The sequence below is a fragment of the Lysobacterales bacterium genome (assembly GCA_016703225.1).
Taxonomy (GTDB): Bacteria; Pseudomonadota; Gammaproteobacteria; order Xanthomonadales; family Ahniellaceae; genus JADKHK01.
In genome coordinates this window covers 754,531-774,303 of sequence record JADJCM010000003.1, presented here as the reverse complement: position 1 = coordinate 774,303, position 19,773 = coordinate 754,531, and the positions used below count along the sequence as shown (strand labels likewise).

Sequence of the window (19,773 nt, the reverse complement as noted above, 5' to 3'; positions counted from 1 at the left end):
CCATGACACGACAAACGCTGATCAAGCTCGCCGTCGGTACGGTGGTGGCCGTGGTACTGGCCCTCTGGGCAAGTTCCTCGCGGACGCCGGGTAGCGAGGTCGCCGGTACTGGCGGCCCGCTGGTCAAGGGGCTGAGAGCGGCGATCAACGAAGTCACCTTGTTACGCGTCGTCGAGGCCGGCGACAAGACGGCGGTGACGCTGCAGCGCTCCGCGGAAGGTTGGCAGGTGCTCGAGCGCGACGGTTACGCTGCGGATATCGCCAAGGTGCGAGAGACCTTGATCCAGTTCGCGGAATCCAGCCTGATCGAGGCCAAGACGGCAAATCCGGAACGACATTCGGTACTCGGTCTGGAGGATGTGACCAAGGCCGATGCCAAGGGCATGCGCGTCGAGATCGAGGGCAAGGTCGCGGCCAGGATCGTGGTCGGCAGTTACAGCAGCCAGGGCGGCGGCAGCTTCGTGCGCCGTAATGACGAGGCCCAGACTTGGCTGGCGAAAGGCAATCTGGTGGTGGATCGCCTGGTCACGAACTGGTTGCAGAAGGACCTGCTCGACATCGGATCGGACCGCATCATGCGCGTCGAGATCCGTCGTGGCGATTCTGTTTTCGCGGTGTTGAAGACATCCCCCGAAGCGGACAACTATCAGGTTGAACCGATGCCGGCAGGGCGCGAACTGCTCTCGGAATATGAGCCGAACGCGATCGCTTCGGTACTCGCAGGGCTGAAGCTCGACGATGTGGCCAGGGTCGATGCCGTCGTGCCGGACCCTGCTTCGATGTTGTTGGTCCGCGTGCACACCTTCGATGGCCTGATCGTCGAAGTCGCCGGTTTCGCGTCCGCGGGCAAGCGTTACGCCACGTTCAAGGCCGAGATCGACGGCGCACGCGCGAATCTTGCGGCCAAGGCCGCCCAGCTGAATGCGGTCGCGGAGCATCAGCGGGCGGCCAAGGATGATGATGCGGCGGCGACCGGCCCGGACGCGGCAACGCCTTCGGAACCCGCTTCGACGCCCTTGGCGGTGTCCGATCCGGCGGCGTTTCAGGCCGAGCGTCGTCAGGCGATCGAGGACGAGGCGGCAAGTCTGAATCGCCGCACACAGGGTTGGGCCTACGTGCTTCCGGCCTACAAGTATGCGAACATGGACAAACGCCTTGAGGATCTGTTGAAGCCCAAAGGCTGAGTCGAGGTTCCTCGCCTTCGGGCTGGGTTCCGCCCCGCACGACGTGTCGTGGCGGTCATTCCCCCGCAAGGGCAGTGGAGCGAAAAGGGCTCCGGCTTTCTTTTTTGCGAACGGGTGGCTATAGTCGCGCGCTTTGTTTACCCCGCCGGATCACCGGCAACGATCGCAAGAGAACCCCAAGCCATGGTCAAGATTCGCCTTTCCCGCGGCGGCGCGCCGAAGCGTCCCTTCTATCACATCGTCGTGACGGACAGCCGCAGCGCCCGTGATGGTCGTTCGCTCGAGCGCATCGGCTTTTACAACCCGGTCGCAGTCGGCAAGGAAGTCAAACTGCAGATCGACGCCGCGCGTGCCGCCCACTGGGTGTCCCAGGGTGCGCAGCCGAGCGACAAGGTCGCCTATCTGCTGAAACAGGCCGCCAAGCCGGCAGTCTGAGCACAACGATGAGTGGCCGCCAGATCACGGTTGGCCGCATCGTCGGGGTGCATGGTGTGAAGGGGTGGGTGAAACTGCTCTCGCACACCGATCCCATCGACAATCTGTTGCGCTATCGGCCTTGGCGCGTTGCGCTGGACGGTGTCGAAAGCGTGTTGGTGCCGGTGGAGGGCAGGATGCAGGGAAGATCGCTGGTCGTCCGCTTGGAGGGCGTTGCCGATCGCGACCAGGCCTTGCGCTGGGTCGGAGCCGAAATCCGCATCGACCGCTCGCAGTTGCCGCCGCCCCGCAAGGGAGAGGTGTACTGGGTCGATCTGGAGGGACTCAGGGTCAAGACCATGGAAGGCGTGCTGCTCGGGACCGTTTCGCATCTGTTCGCCACCGCGGCGAACGATGTGCTGGTGGTACGCGGCGAGCGCGAGCGCATGCTGCCCTTCATCCACGACCGTTTCGTGAAGTCGGTGGATCTGGGGGGTGGAGAGATTGTCGTCGACTGGGATCCGGAGTTCTAGGCGATGCGCTTCGATGTGCTCAGCCTGTTTCCCGAATTCGTGCTCGACACGGTCAAGGTTGGTGGTGGGGCGCGCGATGGATCGTGGCCTGCTCGACGTGCGGGGATGGAATCCGCGCGACTACACCGGGGACGTGCACCGCACGGTCGATGATCGGCCTTGTGGCGGTGGCCCCGGGATGGTGATGCTGATCGAGCCGCTGCGCCGTTGTCTGGCCGCAGCGCAGGCGGCGGACCCACGGCCGGCGCCGGTGTTGTATCTCAGTCCGCAGGGAGCGCGGCTGACGCAGCGCAGGGTGGAAGCATTGGCGCGCAGTGGGCGGGTGGTCTTGCTGTGCGGGCGCTACGAAGGCGTCGATGAGCGCTTTCTCGCCACCGCGGTGGACGAGGAAGTTTCGATCGGCGATTATGTGCTGTCCGGCGGCGAGTTGGCCGCTGCGGTGCTGATCGATGCGGTCGGACGACTGCAGGAGGGCGCGCTCGGTGATGCCGCTTCTGCGCAGGAGGATTCGTTCTCCCACGGATTGCTGGACTGTCCGCATTACACGCGGCCGGTGTGCGACGCAGGGCAGGATGTACCCGAGGTGTTGTTGTCCGGGAACCACGCGCTGATCAGGCGCTGGCGACTGAAACAGTCCCTCGGCAGAACGTGGTTGCGTCGCCCCGACCTGTTGGCGCGATGCGATCTGGACAAGGCAGCGAGGAAGCTGCTTGAGGAGTTTCGGCAGGAGTATTTCGCCGAGCGTGGCGCAGGCCGGTCAGGATGATCGGACAGCCGAAACTGAGCAATACGGATTTCCATAAGGTGATGTCATGAACTTGCTGCAGCAATTTGAACAGTCGCAAATCACCCGCACGCTTCCGGCCTTCGGTCCGGGCGACAGCGTCGTCGTCAACGTCAAGGTCAAGGAAGGCAACCGCGAACGCGTGCAGGCCTATGAAGGCGTCGTGATCGCGATCGCGAATGCCGGCCTGAACTCGTCCTTCACCGTGCGCAAGATCTCGCACGGCACCGGCGTCGAGCGCGTCTTCCAGACCCACAGCCCGATCATCGACTCGGTGCAGGTCAAGCGCCGCGGTGCGGTGCGTCGCGCCAAGCTCTACTACCTGCGTGATCTGGAAGGCAAGGCCGCGCGTATTCGCGAGGACCTGTCGCAGAGCATCTCGGGCTGATCCAGTCCCGCAGATACGAAGAAGCCGCGCGTCGCGCGGCTTCTTCGTTTCCCGTGGTGCTCGACTACAGCGTTTCCCATCCCGGCTTCGGCCGGAATCGATCGCCGTAGCGGATGGCAAGCGCTTCCAGCCGTGGCTTCAGCACCGCCGCACCGCTATCGCGGATGTGCTGGATCGGACCGCCCGGAACGGCGCGAAGCCGGTGCCGAAGATGATGCCGGCGTCGAGTTGCTCGGCGTCGTCCACCACGCGCTCGTGCCAGCAGGCCACCGCCTCGTTCAGGAAGGCCAGGATCATGCGGTCTTCGATATCCTCGGGGGCGCGATAGCCGCTGGCGACTTCCGGTTTCTGGGCGCGTCCGTCCCGCCAGACATAGAAGCCTTCGCCGTCCTTCTTGCCGCGCTTGCCCGCGGCGATCATCGACTGCAGTCTTTCCGGGATCGAAATCCCGAGGAACGGACATAGCACCTTGGCGACACCGGTCGCGACGTCCAGTCCGACCGTGTCCATCAGTTCGATCGGCCCCATCGGCATCCCGAACGTCTTGGCTGCGCGATCGATGACGGGGCCCGGCACGCCTTCCGCGTAGAGCGTCGCGGCCTCGAGCAGGTAGGGGAACAGCACGCGGTTGACCAGAAAACCGGGCGAGGTCGCGACCGGCACCGGCAGTTTGTCGATCGCCTTCGCGAACGCGGCGATGCGGGCGGCGATGGTCGGGTCGAGGCCATCGTGTCGGACGATCTCGACCAGCGGCATCATTGCCACCGGGTTGAAGTAGTGCAGTCCGACGAACCTGTGCGGCTGCGCGAGTTGGCTGCGCAACTCGGTCAGCGGGATGCTCGACGTGTTCGACGCGAGGATGGCCGAGGTTTTCATGCGCGCTTCGAGACTCGCATACAGGCGCGCTTGGCGTCCAGATTCTCGAAGATCGCTTCGATGACCAGGTCGGCTTCCGGCACCTTGGTCGAATCGACATCGGCGACCAGGCGTGCGCGCACCGGTGCGATGCGGTCCTCGGTCTTGAGCTTCTTCGCAAACAACTCCTCCGCGCGCTTCAATGCCGGCTCGATGTACTTCATCTCGCGGTCCTGCAGGCTGACGCTGAAGCCCTGCAAAGCGCACCAGGCAGCAATATCGCCGCCCATCACCCCGGCACCGATCACATGCACATGACGGATGCCGTGGTCGGTACCGCCGCCGAGGCCTTTGAGCATCTCCTGCAGGAAGAAAATGCGTACCAGATTGCGGGCAGTCGGGGTTTCGGCGAGTCTTGAAACCGAGTGCGGTTCGGCCATCAGGCCGCTGACCACGCTGCCGCCGTGGCGACGCCAGAATTCAATCATCGTGAACGGTGCCGGGTAGTGCTTGGGATTCGCCTTGCGCGCGACCTGCTTGCGCATCTGTGGTGCAAGGATCTGGCGTGTCAGCCATTGGTTGCTTGCCCAGACCTTGAGTCGATGAGCAGCGGGTTGCGTGGCGCCGCGCAGGGCGAGTTGCTTCGCCTTGGCCGCCAACTCCTCCACTGCGCAGACCTGGTCGACCAGGCCGATGGCGCGCGCATTGCTGGCACTGAGGCCGCGTCCGGTCAACATCATGTCGAATGCGGCCGGCGCACCGACCAGGTGGGGCAGGCGCGCGGTCCCGCCCCAACCGGGCTGGATGCCGAGCTTGACCTCGGGCACGCCGAGTCGCGTCTTCGGATCATCGCTGGCGACGCGGTGCCGACAAGCCAAGGACAGTTCCAGTCCGCCGCCCATGCAGTGGCCATGGATGGCGGCGACCGTTGGCAGTGGCAATGCCGCCAGTTTGGCAAAGACGCGATGTCCGCGCCGAATCGCCTCGATCGTTTCTCCACGTTCGGCGAAGCTGCGGAACTCGCGGATGTCGGCGCCGGCGATGAAACCGGCCGGTTTTGCCGAACGCAGAACGACCGCCCGCGGCGGCTCGATGCAGATGCGTTCGATCAGGCATTCGAGTTCCTCCAGGACCTCCCGTGACAGGCTATTTACCGACTCTCCAGCGCGATCCAGAAACAGGGTCAGGACCCGATCGCCATCGAGTTCGTGCTTCCAATGGCGTGGGCGCAATCCTTCGAACATTACGGACCTCGTGGTCGTCGGGGCAGGGGACGACCATCTTCCCGGCGCGGCCTCTGTCTGGTCAATCGCTCCGCGCGAGGCTATGGTTGGCACATGAGCGCAGAAGCCCGGGTCAGCACCACGTCGGAAGCTACGTCACTTTTCGTGACGCCGAAGCTGTACGACGACATTGCCGGATGCGACAAGCACCTGATCGTGATCGAGTCGCCGCGGGTGGACGACATCATCGCCCAGTTCCGCCAGTTCGCGATGCGCAGTGGCAATTCCGTGTATCACTGGTCCGAGGGCGCCGGTGTGGTGTCGATGCGCGAGAGCGAATTGGCGGTCCCCGGCAGCCAGCGCTTCCATGAAGCCTTGCGTCACATCCAGAATAGCCTGCACGTCGGGGTCTATCTGTTCACCGGGTTTTCCAAGCTGCTGCGACCCCCGGTGACGGGCGTGCTCAGGCAGTTGGCCAGGCAGCAGGGCCATGCGCGCAAGTTGGTATTCATCGATGCCAAGGTGCGCATGCCCGAAGGCCTCGATGCGATGGTGCATCGCATCGTCCACGACATCGATTCAAGGCGCCCGCCGCGATTGCGCGACGGCCGCTGGGTGACCTGAGGCAAACATGGCGAACGGAGCGGTACTTCTTCTCGTCAACGAGCGCGGCGACCGGCGCCTGCTCTGGGAACTGATGGACGGACAGGAGTTCGAGGCCATCTATGCGGCCAAGGACCCGGCACAGGCGCGCTCGGTAATCGCGCAGGACAGCGGCATCGAACTGATCGTGCTCGAAGTGCCGGAAGACGACGTAGAGGTCAAGGCCTTCTGTGCAGAGCTGGAAAATGACCCGCACACGGCAGCGACGCCGGTTCTGTTGGTCAGCACGATCGAGCCGAAGGTGCTGTGGCCGATGGCGACGCCGAGGAACATCCGTGGCTGGCTGCATTCTCCGGTGGATGCGGAAGATGCCTTGGCGCGGATCCTGGTGGCGATGACCCCTGCGGCGATGCCGGTGCCCGAGATTGGGCTGGGTACGGGTGCGAGCACCGAAGACTATCGTTTCGCATTCGACGCCAGCCTCGACGAGTTGCTGGTGTCCGATCCCGAGACCGGTCTGGTGCTGGACGCCAATCCGGCCTTTCTCAAGCAGTCCGGCTTCAGTCTGGCCCAGGTGCGCGCGCAGACGATCGATCAACTGGATCTCACCCATCGCGGTGATGCTCGCCGTGAATTGATGCAGCTGGCGCGGCGCCAGGGCAGTGTGCGCACGCGCCAGATGACGCCGCGCGCGGATGGCCGTCGCGTTCCGGTGGAAGCGGTTTCTTGCCCGGTCCAAATCGGTCCGAATCTGCGCCTGCTGACGTCCATGCGCCCGATCCCGCCCGATGCCGTGGGGCGTCCGTTTGGCGAGTTCCTCGACCTGCTGTGGAGCCAGCGTGGCAGCGACGGTCTGGCCAAGGCGTTGACCCAACGCCTGATCGAGTGGGCCAAGTTTGATTTCCTGCATCTGGTGGCGCAACGCGCCGAGATCGGCGAGGAGGGCGATCTGGTCGTCAGCTTCCAGCGCCCCCGGATTGCCGCCGGTGATCGGTGAGCACCTGCGCAACGCGGCACTGCGTAAGGTCGTTAATGGCGATGCCTTCGCGGTGCATGCCGATGCCTGGAAAGCGCTTGGCGGCGAAGCGATCGCGAACTCCTATCGTTTCGAATCCCTGATCGGTATTCCCTTGCGCGACGAACGCCAGGTCGTGGTCGGTGGCATGGTCTGCGCTGGGCGCCATGTTCTCGCCGAGGATTCGGGCATGGTGCAGGCGGCGCGCTCGGTGGTAGCGAGGCTCTCCATCGAACTCGAGATCGAGCGCGCGCATGAGCTCGGCCGCGCCAAGGGTTTGCAGGATTCGCTGACCGGGTTGCCGAATCGCTTGCTGTTCAATGACCGCCTGGAGACCACGATCAAGGAAGCGCACCGTACCGGTGAGTGCTTCGCGGTGCTGTTCGTCGATCTCGACCGCTTCAAGACCGTGAATGACAGTCTCGGTCACGGCGTCGGTGACGAGTTGCTGATTGCGGTGTCCAAGCGCTTGCGCGCCTGCGTGCGCGGCAGCGACACCGTGGCCCGCTACGCCGGAGACGAGTTCACCCTGATCCTGCGCCACATCGTGCAGCGCGATGATGTTCTGCGCATCGCCGACAAGATCTGTCGCGTGCTGGAAACCCCGCTCACGCTCGGCGATGGCCGCGAGCTGCACATCACCTCGTCAATCGGCATCAGCTTCTATCCGGATGATGCGACCACCGCCGAGAAGATGCTCAAGCATGCCGACATCGCCATGTACAACGTCAAGGGCATGGGTCGCAACAGCTTCCAGGCCTACGTTGCAGTGCCCGAGGAGTCGCACCAGCAGCGCCTGTCGTTGGAGACCAAGCTGCGCGTCGCCGAGCGCAACAACGAGCTGCGCGCCTACTACCAGCCGCAGGTCAATGCCCAGACCGAGGACATCATCGGCATGGAGGCGCTGATCCGCTGGGAGCACCCGGAGCTCGGCATGATTTCCCCGGGCTTCTTCATCCCGCTGGCCGAGGACAATGGGCTGATCATCCCGATCGGCGAGTGGATGCTGCGCACCGCCTGCGCAGACACCAAGCGCTGGCACGACAAGTTCGGGGTGCCGTTGCGCATCTCGGTGAACCTGTCGGCCCTGCAACTGCGCCAGCCGAACCTGGTCGAAGTGGTGCAACGGGTGGTGACTGAAACCGGGCTGGACCCGAATCACCTCGAACTGGAAGTGACCGAGAGCATAAACGTCAAGACCATTCCCAATCTGATCGAGACCCTGCAAGGATTGCGCGACATGGGTTGCTCAATCGCGATCGACGACTTCGGCACTGGCCAGAGTTCGCTCGACTACATCAAGCGCTTCCCGGCCGACCGCATCAAGATCGACCAGACCTTTGTGCGCAACATTGGCGTCGATCCGGACGACGAGGCCATTGTCCGCGCCACCATCAACATGGCCCAGCACCTCAATCGCGGCGTCATCGCCGAGGGCGTGGAGTACGAAGAACACCTGAACTTCCTGCGCGAGCACGGTTGCGAGGAACTGCAGGGTTACCTGTTCTGCCGTCCGCTGCCGGCCAGTTCGTTCGAGAACCTGATGGCGGAGCGTCAGCGCCTGATTGAGGGTGGCCCGGTCGAAGCAGCGGAACTCACATGAACTTTGTCGTGCGCCGGTGGTCTACGCACCAGAATCCTCACTCCTGGACCCTGCGATGCCAGCCAGCCTGTCTCTGCTCCACAAATCCGCAGGAATCCTGCCGCTCGCGGTAGTGATTCCGGCGCAGCCAGACACCGGAGCGCCGCGCATGAGCGAGGCTGATGCCGATCTAGAACTCGTCCGTCGCGTCCAGGCTGGGCACAAGAATGCCTTCGATCCGCTGGTTCGCAAGTATCAGCACAAGGTGTTCGCGATCATTTCGCGCTATGTGCACAACCACGCCGAAGCCCAGGATGTCGCCCAGGACACCTTCCTGCGCGCTTATCGCGCGCTCGCGAATTTCCGCGGCGACAGCGCGTTCTACACCTGGCTGTACACGATCGCGACCAATACCGCCAAGAACCACCTGGTGGCGATGGGTCGCCGTCCCCCCGGCGACGACATCCAGATCGACGACGCCGCGCAGTTCGAGAGTGCGATGCGGCTGCGCGACCCGGCCACGCCGGAACGCGAGCTCATGCGTCAGGAAATCGAACGTGCGGTCACGACTGCTGTTGCGCGGCTACCTGAAGAGTTGCGGCGCGCGATCACGATGCGTGAGGTGGATGGGCTCAGCTACGAGGAAATCGCCCAAGCCATGGATTGCCCGATCGGCACCGTGCGTTCGCGAATCTTCCGTGCGCGCGACGCCATTGACCAGAACCTGCGGCCGCTGCTTGACGACCGCACGACAGCAGTGGAGGCAGTATGAACGACGAAACCGTGCGCGAACAATTGTCGTCCCTGATGGACGGCGAACTGGCCCCGGACAGCGCGCGCTTCCTGAGCAAGCGTCTGGGCAATGACCCCGAGCTTGCCGCCACCTGGGAACGCTGGCACTGCCTGCGCGACAGCCTGCGCCAGCAGGGAACGCTGGCGCCGGTGGACCTGTGCGCGCGGGTCCGCGAGGCAATGGCGGATGAATCGACGCCGGTCGTCGCGCCGCGTGCCGGAAAGCTCTGGCGCGGACTGGCCGGTGGCGCGATTGCTGCCAGCGTCGCTGCGGTCGCACTGATGTTCGGACAGACGGCGCTGGTGCCGGAGACGGCGATGCCGCCGGCAGAAGCGACGCTTGCGCACGTGGCACCGGTCACCACCACCGATCTCACGCCCAACTGGCGGCTGTCGCCGGTCGCGGATCGCCAGAGCTATCTGCTGGCGCCGCCGCAGCTCGGCAGCGAATTCGACGGCTACTTTCTTGACCATGGCTTGACCAGCGGTAGCGCCGGTGCGCTCGGTATCGTTTCCTATGTGCCGGTAGTGGCGATGCCGGCCACGCGTGAAGGTGGCGATCAGGTTTCCTCCGGATCTTCGTCGCGCTGAAATGATCAAGCAGTGGCTGCAATGGTTGTGTTTGGTGCTGGCTGCCGTAGCGGCGTCGCCGTTGCGGGCTGGCGATGCGCTCGCGCTGCTCGCCGCGGCGCAGCGGGCGCAGGCGACGCGTTCGTTTGAGGGCGAGGTCGTGTTCATGCACGATGGACGATTCGATGCGGCTCGTGTGACGCATCGACCCGGCAGCGGCGGCTACGAGCAGTTGGCCACGCTCAGCGGCATGCCGCGCGCCCTGTTCCGCGATGCGCGCGAGGTACGTATCGAATCCCCCGGTCGCGCGCAGCGCTTGCCAGCGTCAGTATTCGCTTCGCCGGCGTTCGATTCCGCGCGTGTCGGCGCCAGCTACCGGCTCGACGACGTCGCCGAGGAACGCATTGCCGGATTCAACGCGCGCATTGTCGACGCGGTGGCGCGCGATACGCTGCGCCACTCGCAGCGGCTGTGGATCAATCCAGACAACGGCCTGCTGATGGGTGTCGCGCTGATCGGGCCGCGCCGGGAGACGCTGCAACAGGTCATGTTCACCTCCCTGGTGGTCGACGCCCGGCAGCAAGCGGACGCGGTGGCATCGGTGCCGGCGGCTGAAACTCCCGGCAATCTCCCGGTGGCGTTGCCGGCCGGGTTCCAGTGGGTCGCCGAGCGCAGCGTCGACGGGCGGCGCAGCCTGATGCTGAGCGACGGTCTTGCGATGATCACGCTCTACTTGGAGCCGCGCAGCGAGTCGCTGGATCGACTAACCACCCTGCGCCGTGGCGCGACCCATCTGGCGTCAAGGCAACTTGGGCAACAGCGCGCAGTGGTGATTGGCGAAGTACCGCTCGCGACCGCGGTCGATCTCGCCAATCGCGCGGCGCAGGCATTGAACGATTGAGCAGCCGGCCGCATCTGTGCCGGCGATGAACCCAGTGAAGGAGAACCCATCCATGTGGAAACGTTGTCTGCAGATCGGCATTTTTGTCGTGGTCACAGCGGTGTCGCCGCTGCGCGCGCAAGGCTTGCCCGATTTCACGCAACTGGTCGAGCGCAATGCGCCGGCCGTGGTCAACATCACCGCACGCAAGAATGCGTCCGACGCGAACGACCCTTCACAGCTGAGCGAAGAGGAAGTGCCGGAGATCTTCCGACGCTTTTTCGGTGATCCGCGCCAGTTCCAGGACCCGCGACGCGGCGGTGGTGAGCGCGTTTCGGGCGGCTCGGGCTTCGTGATCTCGCCCGATGGCTACCTGTTGACCAATCACCATGTCGTCGATGGTGCCGACGAGGTGACGGTGCGTACCAAGGATCGACGCGAGTTCAAAGCCAAGGTCATCGGCAGCGACCAGCAGAGCGACGTCGCCCTGCTCAAGATCGACGCTACCGGCTTGACCGCTGCGACGCTCGGTGACTCCTCGAAACTGAAACCCGGCCAATGGGTGGTCGCGATTGGTTCACCGTACAACCTGGATTTTTCCGTAACCGCCGGCATTGTCAGCGCGGTTGGACGCAATCTCGGCGACGACCAGCGCTATGTGCCCTTCATCCAGAACGACGCGGCGATCAACCGCGGCAACTCCGGAGGGCCGCTGTTCAATTTGGCCGGCGAAGTCGTCGGCATCAATTCGCAGATCTTCTCGAACACTGGCGGCTCGATTGGCCTGAGCTTCGCGATTCCGATCGACTACGCCAACCAGATCGTGGCGCAGTTGCGCGCCAAGGGCAAAGTGTCGCGCGGCTACCTCGGGGTGGCGCTGGAAGAGGTCGATTCGCTCAAGGCCAAGGCGCTCGGGCTGTCACGGGTCACCGGGGCGCTGGTCAACCAAGTCAACAAGGACACGCCGGCCGCCAAGGCCGGACTCAAGGAGGGCGATGTGATCGTCAGCGTCGACGGCACCCGCATCGAGCGCTCCGGCGACCTGCCCCCGGTCATCGGCGCCACCGCGCCGGGAACCAAGGTGCATCTCGGCATCGTGCGTGATGGCAAGCCGTTGACAGTGCCGCTGGTGGTCGGCGAACTCCCGGGCAATCTTGCCGCAGGCGCCACTGCGCCCGGGCCCGACGCGAGCAAGGTGCACGGCGACGCACTCGGTCTGGCCGTGCGCGAACTGAGCGACGAGGAGCGTGAGCAATCGGGCATCGACAACGGCGTGCTGATCGAGAACGTGACCGGCACTGCCGCACGGCGGATTGGATTGCGCGCCGGCGACGTCGTCATCATGGTCGGCCGCAAGCGCGTCAACAGCGTCGCCGAGTTCAAGGCCGCAGCCGCAGGCGTGGCCAAGGGCGAGTCGGTGATGCTGCTGGTGCGGCGTGGCGGCAGCAATTCCTTCCTGGCGCTGCCGCCCGAGGACTAATCCGGCGCCGGAAACGGGCCGCTTCGTGCGATAATCCGCCATCCCTTCGAATGAGTGGCCCCGGCATCCCGCCGGGGCCTTGGTATTGCATGAAGCACATCCGCAATTTTTCGATCATCGCCCACGTCGACCACGGCAAGTCGACCCTGGCTGACCGCATCATCCAGATCTGCGGTGGCCTCGAGGCGCGCGAAATGGAGGCGCAGGTGCTCGACTCGAACCCGATCGAACGCGAGCGCGGCATCACCATCAAGGCCCAGTCGGTGTCCTTGCCGTTTACCGCGAAGGACGGGCAGACCTACCTGCTGAACTTCATCGACACGCCCGGCCACGTCGATTTCTCCTACGAGGTGTCGCGCTCACTCGCCGCCTGCGAGGGCGCGTTGCTGGTGGTCGATGCCGCCCAGGGCGTCGAGGCGCAGTCGGTCGCTAATTGCTACACCGCCGTCGAGATGGGCCTCGAAGTGCTGCCGGTACTCAACAAGATCGACCTGCCGACCGCCGATGTCGAGCGCGTCAAGAAGGAAATCGAGGCGGTCATCGGCATCCATGCCGACGAAGCGTTGCAGGTCAGCGCCAAGACCGGTCTGAATGTGCGCGACGTTCTGGAAGCCATCGTCGAGCAGATCCCGCCACCGGCGCCGCGCGACTGCAGCCAGTTGCAGGCGCTGATCATCGACTCGTGGTTCGACAACTACCTCGGGGTGGTGTCGCTGGTGCGGGTGATGCAGGGCGAGATCAAGCCGAAGGACAAGATCCTGGTGATGTCGACCGGCCGCGTCCATGACGTCGACCAGGTAGGCATCTTCACGCCGAAGCGCAAGATCACCGATCGACTCGGGCCCGGCGAAGTGGGTTTCGTCTGTGCCTCGATCAAGGAAGTGCATGGCGCCCCCGTCGGCGACACGCTGACCTTGGCCAAGGATCCTGCGCCAAGCGCTCTTCCGGGCTTCCAGAAGATGCAACCGCGCGTGTTCGCTGGCCTGTTTCCGACCAATGCCGACGATTATCCGGATCTGCGCGAGGCGCTCGAAAAGCTGACGCTGAACGACTCCTCGCTGCATTTCGAACCGGAGAGTTCGGATGCGCTCGGTTTCGGCTTCCGCTGCGGCTTCCTCGGCATGCTGCACATGGAAATCGTGCAGGAACGACTGGAGCGCGAGTACGACCTCGATTTGATTACCACGGCTCCCACCGTTGTATACGAGGTGCTCGACAGCGACGGCAAGATCCTGACGCTCGACAATCCCTCGAAGCTGCCGCCTCCGAACCGGATCGCCGAATTCCGCGAACCGATCATTCAGGCCAATATCCTGACGCCGCCCGACTATGTCGGCAATGTCATCAAGCTGTGCGAGGAAAAGCGTGGCGTACAGCGCTCGATCACCTATCTCGGCTCGCAGGTCCAAATTGTCTACGAGATGCCCTTGGCCGAAGTGGTGCTCGACTTCTTCGATCGACTGAAGTCGGCGAGCCGCGGCTACGCATCGCTCGACTATCACTTCCTGCGCTTCGAGGCCGGCAGCTTTGTGCGCCTCGATGTAATGATCAACGGCGACAAGGTCGACGCGCTGTCGACGATCGTGCACCGCTCGCAGTCCGATCGTCGTGGCCGCGACCTGTGCGAGAAGATGAAGGAACTGATTCCGCGGCAGATGTTCGACGTTGCGATCCAGGCGGCAATCGGCGCCCAGATCATCGCGCGATCCACGGTCAAGGCGATGCGCAAGAACGTGCTCGCCAAGTGCTACGGCGGCGACGCGACGCGCAAGAAGAAGTTGCTCGAAAAGCAGAAGGAAGGCAAGAAGCGCATGAAGCAGGTCGGCCGTGTCGAAATTCCGCAGGAAGCCTTCCTCGCCGTGCTGCAAACCGACAACAAGTAATTCCAGACACGGATACCCGCATGGGAAACATCAAGCTCGATTTCGCCCTGATTCTGGTCAGCCTCAGCGCCATCACCGGCGTGATTTGGGCGATCGATCACCTGTTGTTCGCCCTGGCGCGTGCCACGCGCAGTGGCGATGCCGGCAAGGAGCCCTTGCTGGTCGAATACTCGCGTTCGTTTTTCCCGGTGATCTTCATCGTGCTGATCATCCGTTCGTTCATCGCCGAACCGTTCCGCATCCCGTCCAGTTCGATGATGCCGTCACTGCTGATCGGCGATTTCATCCTGGTCAACAAGTTCTCCTATGGCCTGCGCATTCCGGTACTGAACCGCGAGTTCGTGGCGATCGGCAAGCCCCGGCGTGGCGATGTCGTCGTGTTCAAGTATCCGGGCAAGTTTCCCGGTGACCCGATGGCCGGTACCGACTACATCAAGCGCGTGATCGGCCTGCCCGGAGACACCGTCAGCTACCTGGACAAGGTCGTGCACATCAATGGCGCCGCGGTATCGCAAGTGCCGATCGGTCGCTACGAAGGAGTGGGACAGGGCAGCGGCATGACCGGATCGATCCGCTCGATCGAACAGTTGCCCGGCCGCGAGCACGAGATCCTGCAGGACCCCTACGCGATGCGCCCGCTGCCGCTTGGCGATACCTGGGTGGTGCCGGAAGGCGGCTATCTAGTGCTCGGCGACAATCGCGACAATAGCGAAGACAGCCGCTATTGGGGTATGGTTCCGGAGGCGAATCTGGTCGGCCGTGCGTTCTTCATCTGGATGAACTGGGACAGTCAAAACGGCGGCGTGGATTTTGGTCGAATCGGCACGGTCATCCGAGGAGGAGAGTAAGATGAGGGTTTTGCGCGCGCGTCAGCAAGGCGTCTCGTTTCTGGGTTTCATCATCATTCTCGCGGTCGCGGGTTTTTTCGCGTTTCTCGGCATGAAGATCTTCCCGGCGTACTCCGAGTACTACAACGTGGTTAGTGCCATGGAGCAAATCGCCCGAGAGCCCGGCGCTGCACGCTGGTCGCCAGCCGAGATCCTGACGTCGCTGGAGAAGCGGATGTACATCAACTACGTCGATGAGAAGAACGTCAACAAGCGGAGCTTCCAGATCAAGCGTGCCGGCACCGGCTATACCTTGTCGGTGAAATACGAGCGTCGCGAGCCGCTGCTCTACAACCTCGACTATGTCGCCAAGTTCGAGCGTGTGGTGCAGATTGGCACGAATTCCAGCGATCAGAACTGAGGCGTGAATGCCACGCTCAGCGAGCAGGCGCTGACCCACCGCAGCGCCCGCGGCGCCAACAATGAGCGGCTGGAGTTCCTGGGTGACGCGGTGGTCGGTCTGGTGGTCGCGGAACTGCTCTACGAGCGCTTTCCCAAGCTGGACGAGGGCGTGCTGACACGCATGCGCGCGCATCTCGTCTGCGAACCCGGATTGGCCGAAGTGGCGCGCGCCTTGAATCTCGGCGAACGCCTGCAACTGGGTCCGGGAGAACTGAAATCGGGCGGGCACCGCCGTGAATCGATTCTGGCCGATGCACTCGAGGCGCTGGCTGCAGCGCGCTACTTCGAAGCTGGCTGGGAGGCCTGTCGTGCCGAGGTGCGCGCCTGGTTCGAGCCGCGCTTGAGCGGTTTGCGCAGCGATGAGTTCGGCAAGGACGCCAAGACCCGGCTGCAGGAGTGGCTGCAAGCACGCGCGCTGGGCTTGCCGCAGTACCGGTTGGTGGACGCCACCGGACCGGAACACGCCCGCGAGTTTCTGGTTCATTGCCGGGTCGATGCGCGTGCCCGCCAGACGGAAGCCCGCGGACACAGTCGCAAGCTCGCCGAGGCACGCGCTGCGCAGGCCATGATCACCCAACTCGAAGCCGATGAACGCAAGGCGGAATCCGCATGACCGAGCACCGTTTCGCCACTGTCGCCGTCGTAGGCCGTCCGAATGTCGGCAAGTCGACCCTGCTCAATGCCCTGGTCGGTTTTTCGTTGAGCATCGTTGCGCCCAAGCCACAGACCACGCGCCACCGCCTGCTCGGCGTGCTGACGCGCGACGAGGTGCAGTTCGCGTTTCTGGATACTCCCGGCATCCACCGTGCCCAGGCGCGGGCGCTGAACAAGATGCTGAATCGCACCGCCTTCTCGGCGCTGGAGGAAGCCGACATCGTGCTCTGGCTGCTCGATGCCATACGCCGCACCGATGAAGACGAACTGGTTGCCGAGCGTCTGCGCGGGCGCAAGGTCCCGGTGGTGATCGCCTTGAACAAGGCGGACAAAATTGCGGACAAGGGCAAGTTGCTGCCGATCATTGCGGAGTTGCAGCAGGCCTATGCGCCCGAGGCGATCGTGCCGATCTCTGCGCTGAAGAACTCAGGCACCGAACAGTTGCTCAAGGTGCTGGCCTCGCTGGCGCCGATCGGCGAGGCACAGTTCGATGCCGAGGACCTGACCGATCGCAGCGAGCGCTTTCTTGCCGCCGAGCGCGTGCGCGAGCAGTTGATCCTGCAGTTGCACGACGAGTTGCCCTACGCGACCAATGTCGAGATCGAACGCTGGGAGCAGGAGGGCGATCTGGTCAAGATCGGTGCGGTGATCTGGGTCGAACGCGATGCGCAGAAGGCGATCGTGATCGGCGCCGGGGGCGCACAGTTGAAGGCGATCGGCACGCGCGCGCGCAAGGTGCTGGAAAAGCTGCTCAATGCCCGCGTGCACCTGGAAACCTGGGTGCGCGTGCGCGAGAACTGGTCGGACGACGAACGCGCGTTGAAGCGCATGGGCATCGACCAGGCCTGAGCCATGCGCGAACGCGTCGATCGGCAGCCGGCGTTTGTGTTGCATGAACGCGCCTACCGTGAAACCAGTGCAATCCTCGAACTGCTGACCCGCGACCATGGCCGCGTCGCGGTGGTTGCGCGCGGGCTGCGTGCGCCAAGGCCGCGATTTTCGCGAGGCAGCTTGCGTGCACTGCAGCCGGTCGAGTGCGACTGGATCGGGCAGGGCGAGATGGGCCTGCTGGTCGCGGTCGAGGCGACGGCTTTGCCGATCGCCGCCGCCGGAGTGCAGCTGCAGTCGGCCCTGTACGTGAATGAGCTGCTGGTACGCCTGCTTGCGCGCCACGATCCGCACCCGAAACTGTTCGATGCCTACGCCGGCTTACTCGCAAACCTGCCTGGAGACCATGCTGCGCTGGGCTTCGCGCTGCGCCGCTTCGAGGTCCAGTTGCTGGCCGAACTCGGCTACGGCATCGATTTCGCATGGGACCTGTCTTCGCGGTCAGTCGTGCTGCCGGAGCAGCACTACCGGGTCGATCCCGAGCAGGGCGTGTTCGCGGCAACCGGGCCGGGTCGTGGTGCCGTGTCCGGGCGTGCGCTGCTGGCGCTTGGCGGCGACCAGTTGCCTGCGGCCGATGCGCTCGCGGACCTGCGCCGGATGATGCGCAGCTTGTTGTTGCATCACCTCGGCGGCCGCGAGCTGAATGCCTGGCGCGTGCTCAGGTCGCCAGTGCGGCCAGCAGATCCGGTTTGAGTGCGGCGCAGGCGTCGTCGTAGCGCTGGAGCAGCGCGTTCCAGTCGGTCGCATCACGCGGCGTGGCCTGGATGAAGGTCTGCAGTGGTTTCGCGCCACAAAATCCTGCCGACGACTTCATTCGATGCAGCGCATCGCGGAGCCTGACTTCGTCGTGGCTGGCCGCGGCGGTTTGCAGCATTTCGCGATACACCGGCAGTTCCCCGAGCAGGATGCCGCGCAACGAACGCACCGTTTCCGGCGAGCCCCAGATCGCGAGTGCCGCCGCGTCGTCGAGGGCAGACGTGCCAGCTGGTTCGGTCGCGGGCGAAAGGTCTCCGGCCAACGCGAGTTGCAGGCTTCCGGCCGTGATCGGCTTGGCCAGAGCGACGGCGAAGCCGCATTGCCGCAGCTGGCGTTGGCGGGCGTCGTCGAGTTCGGCGCTGATCGCGATCGCGCGCGCGTGCCGGGCTCCTGCGATTTCGCGCAGGCTGGACAGCAGCGAGCTGCCGTCCTCCCCGGCCAGGTTCTGGTCGAGCAGGATCTGGTCGAAGCGCGCGTCGAGCGCGGCGGCGATTGCGGCGGCAGCCGAGGCCGCTGTGGTCACCGTATGCCCGAGCGCGCGCAATTGTGCCGACAGAACTTCGAGCACGATCGGGTCATCGTCGACCAGCAGGATGGATTGGCTTGCGGTTACGTTCACCAAGACGCCCTCGGGGATGGCTTGCCGGTAGACTACACGGCCCGAATCCAGCGGTTGATGTCCTGTTGAACCGACGTGTCCCCGCCGAGCCGGTGCAGCTCGAGATCCACAACCTCGGCCATGACGGTCGTGGTGTCGCGCGCCACGAGGGCAAGGCCACGTTCGTGAGCGGTGCGCTGGCCGGCGAGCGCGTGCTCGCCAGGCTCACCGCCCGCCATCGCCAGTACGATGAGGCCGAGGTTGTCGAAGTGCTTTCGCCGTCGCCGGACCGCGTCGCCCCAGGCTGCGCGCACTTCGGCGTCTGCGGCGGCTGCGCGCTGCAGCATCTCGCGCCTGCGGGCCAGATCGCGGCGAAGCAGAACGCACTGCTCGAAAACCTCGTTCGCATCGGCGACGTCGAGCCCAAGCGTGTGCTCGACCCGCTGCGGGGCGAGCCCTGGCGCTATCGCCGCCGTGGCCGCCTGTCGGTGCGCCATGTCGAGAAGAAGGGGCGGGTGCTGGTCGGCTTCCGCGAGACCAATGGCAAGTATGTGGCCGACATCGCGTCCTGCCCGGTACTTTTGCCGGCGATCGGCGAGCGCATCGGGGCGATCGCCGAGCTGCTGGCGACGCTGGATGCGCTGCGCGAGATTCCGCAGATCGAGTTTGCCTGCGGCGATGCGCTGACCGTTCTGGTGTTCCGCCACCTGCAACCGCTGTCGGCGGGTGACCAGGACAAACTGATCGCGTTCGCGAAGCAGCATGATCTGGCAGTGATGCTGCAGCCCAAGGGTCCGGACTCGGTACATGCCCTGTGGCCGGAGACGGTCGAGCTGTTTTTCGACATCCCGCGTTTCGACCTGCGCCTCGGCTTCGATGCGCTCGACTTCATCCAGGTCAATGCCGCGATCAACGCGCGCATGATCGACCACGCGTTGGACTTGCTCGATGTGCAGCCCGGTGACTCGGTGCTGGACCTGTTTTGCGGCCTCGGCAATTTCACTTTGCCGCTGGCGCGTCTGGCGAAGGCGGTGGTCGGCATCGAGGGTGACCATGCCCTGGTCGCGCGCGCCAAACGCAATGCCGAGCGCAATGGCATCAGCAATGCCGAATTCTTCATGGCCGACCTCGCCGAGAACCAGCGCGACGCTTCGTGGGCGCGGCGACACTACGATCGCGTACTGCTCGACCCCGCGCGCGCCGGCGCCGACAAGCTGATCGAGTGGTTCCCGTTCAAGCAGGTCAAGCGCGTGGTCTATGTGTCCTGCCATCCGGCGTCGCTGGCGCGCGATGCCGGAATGCTGGTTCGCCAGCACGGCTTCAAGCTCAAGGCCGCCGGGGTGATGGACATGTTCCCGCACACCGCGCATGTCGAGTCGATCGCGATGTTCGAGCGTTGAGC

Annotated in this window: 18 protein-coding genes and 2 pseudogenes; 18 read left to right on the top strand and 2 right to left on the bottom strand. The window is 64.4% G+C overall.

Translation table 11 applies throughout. From position 1 onward, the window contains the following. Nucleotides 1–2: 2 nt before the first annotated feature. From IPG63_16735 to rplS, 5 genes are all read left to right on the top strand, one after another. The gene (locus IPG63_16735) at nucleotides 3–1,184 is read left to right on the top strand and encodes a DUF4340 domain-containing protein (protein ID MBK6728837.1); all 1,182 of its coding nucleotides are present in this window, start codon (nucleotides 3–5) and stop codon (nucleotides 1,182–1,184) included. A gap of 183 nt (nucleotides 1,185–1,367) precedes the next feature. Beyond that, nucleotides 1,368–1,619, top strand: a complete 252-nt coding sequence (gene rpsP, locus IPG63_16730; protein MBK6728836.1) for a 30S ribosomal protein S16 — start codon at nucleotides 1,368–1,370, stop codon at nucleotides 1,617–1,619. A gap of 8 nt (nucleotides 1,620–1,627) precedes the next feature. After that, nucleotides 1,628–2,131: a ribosome maturation factor RimM gene (gene rimM, locus IPG63_16725; protein MBK6728835.1), complete on the top strand. Its 504-nt coding sequence runs from the start codon at nucleotides 1,628–1,630 to the stop codon at nucleotides 2,129–2,131. Between the two features lie 13 nt (nucleotides 2,132–2,144). Continuing rightward, nucleotides 2,145–2,897 (top strand): tRNA (guanosine(37)-N1)-methyltransferase TrmD, encoded by a 753-nt coding sequence (trmD, locus tag IPG63_16720; GenBank protein MBK6728834.1) that lies wholly within the window; start codon nucleotides 2,145–2,147, stop codon nucleotides 2,895–2,897. Nucleotides 2,898–2,943: 46 nt separating this feature from the next. After that, nucleotides 2,944–3,303 carry a 50S ribosomal protein L19 gene (gene rplS / locus IPG63_16715; protein ID MBK6728833.1) on the top strand — a complete coding sequence of 120 codons (360 nt, stop codon included), beginning with the start codon at nucleotides 2,944–2,946 and terminating at the stop codon, nucleotides 3,301–3,303. 64 nt (nucleotides 3,304–3,367) lie between these two features. Here the strand turns inward: rplS and IPG63_16710 are convergent. Next, nucleotides 3,368–5,402 (bottom strand): annotated as a pseudogene (locus IPG63_16710) (enoyl-CoA hydratase/isomerase family protein). A gap of 93 nt (nucleotides 5,403–5,495) precedes the next feature. On the opposite strand from IPG63_16710, the gene IPG63_16705 reads away from it, so the two are divergent. From IPG63_16705 to recO, 12 genes and pseudogenes are all read left to right on the top strand, one after another. Next, nucleotides 5,496–6,005 (top strand): hypothetical protein, encoded by a 510-nt coding sequence (locus IPG63_16705; GenBank protein ID MBK6728832.1) that lies wholly within the window; start codon nucleotides 5,496–5,498, stop codon nucleotides 6,003–6,005. 7 nt (nucleotides 6,006–6,012) lie between these two features. Continuing rightward, nucleotides 6,013–6,981: a PAS domain S-box protein gene (locus tag IPG63_16700; GenBank protein ID MBK6728831.1), complete on the top strand. Its 969-nt coding sequence runs from the start codon at nucleotides 6,013–6,015 to the stop codon at nucleotides 6,979–6,981. 166 nt (nucleotides 6,982–7,147) lie between these two features. After that, nucleotides 7,148–8,602 carry an EAL domain-containing protein gene (locus tag IPG63_16695; GenBank protein MBK6728830.1) on the top strand — a complete coding sequence of 485 codons (1,455 nt, stop codon included), beginning with the start codon at nucleotides 7,148–7,150 and terminating at the stop codon, nucleotides 8,600–8,602. A gap of 148 nt (nucleotides 8,603–8,750) precedes the next feature. After that, entirely contained in the window at nucleotides 8,751–9,353 is a 603-nt protein-coding gene (gene rpoE / locus IPG63_16690) for an RNA polymerase sigma factor RpoE (protein MBK6728829.1), read from the top strand. Beyond that, the gene (locus tag IPG63_16685; GenBank protein ID MBK6728828.1) at nucleotides 9,350–9,964 is read left to right on the top strand and encodes a sigma-E factor negative regulatory protein; all 615 of its coding nucleotides are present in this window, start codon (nucleotides 9,350–9,352) and stop codon (nucleotides 9,962–9,964) included. The genes rpoE and IPG63_16685 overlap by 4 nt, the downstream gene beginning before the upstream one ends. Nucleotide 9,965: 1 nt before the next feature. Then, a complete protein-coding gene (locus IPG63_16680; protein MBK6728827.1) occupies nucleotides 9,966–10,844 on the top strand; it encodes a MucB/RseB C-terminal domain-containing protein in 879 nt (292 codons plus the stop codon). A gap of 52 nt (nucleotides 10,845–10,896) precedes the next feature. Then, entirely contained in the window at nucleotides 10,897–12,303 is a 1,407-nt protein-coding gene (locus tag IPG63_16675) for a DegQ family serine endoprotease (GenBank protein ID MBK6728826.1), read from the top strand. A gap of 89 nt (nucleotides 12,304–12,392) precedes the next feature. Beyond that, nucleotides 12,393–14,186: an elongation factor 4 gene (gene lepA, locus IPG63_16670; protein MBK6728825.1), complete on the top strand. Its 1,794-nt coding sequence runs from the start codon at nucleotides 12,393–12,395 to the stop codon at nucleotides 14,184–14,186. 20 nt (nucleotides 14,187–14,206) lie between these two features. After that, nucleotides 14,207–15,034 carry a signal peptidase I gene (gene lepB / locus IPG63_16665; protein ID MBK6728824.1) on the top strand — a complete coding sequence of 276 codons (828 nt, stop codon included), beginning with the start codon at nucleotides 14,207–14,209 and terminating at the stop codon, nucleotides 15,032–15,034. 214 nt (nucleotides 15,035–15,248) lie between these two features. After that, nucleotides 15,249–16,088, top strand: a pseudogene (gene rnc / locus IPG63_16660) (ribonuclease III). Then, nucleotides 16,085–16,978 carry a GTPase Era gene (gene era / locus IPG63_16655; protein MBK6728823.1) on the top strand — a complete coding sequence of 298 codons (894 nt, stop codon included), beginning with the start codon at nucleotides 16,085–16,087 and terminating at the stop codon, nucleotides 16,976–16,978. Before rnc ends, era begins: the two are co-directional and overlap by 4 nt. Before the next feature lie 3 nt (nucleotides 16,979–16,981). After that, nucleotides 16,982–17,710, top strand: a complete 729-nt coding sequence (gene recO, locus IPG63_16650; protein ID MBK6728822.1) for a DNA repair protein RecO — start codon at nucleotides 16,982–16,984, stop codon at nucleotides 17,708–17,710. Here the strand turns inward: recO and IPG63_16645 are convergent. Further along, nucleotides 17,676–18,392, bottom strand: a complete 717-nt coding sequence (locus tag IPG63_16645) for a response regulator (protein MBK6728821.1) — start codon at nucleotides 18,390–18,392, stop codon at nucleotides 17,676–17,678. The genes recO and IPG63_16645 overlap by 35 nt on opposite strands. A 62-nt stretch (nucleotides 18,393–18,454) precedes the next feature. On the opposite strand from IPG63_16645, the gene rlmD reads away from it, so the two are divergent. Then, a complete protein-coding gene (rlmD, locus tag IPG63_16640) occupies nucleotides 18,455–19,771 on the top strand; it encodes a 23S rRNA (uracil(1939)-C(5))-methyltransferase RlmD (protein ID MBK6728820.1) in 1,317 nt (438 codons plus the stop codon). Nucleotides 19,772–19,773 lie beyond the last annotated feature (2 nt).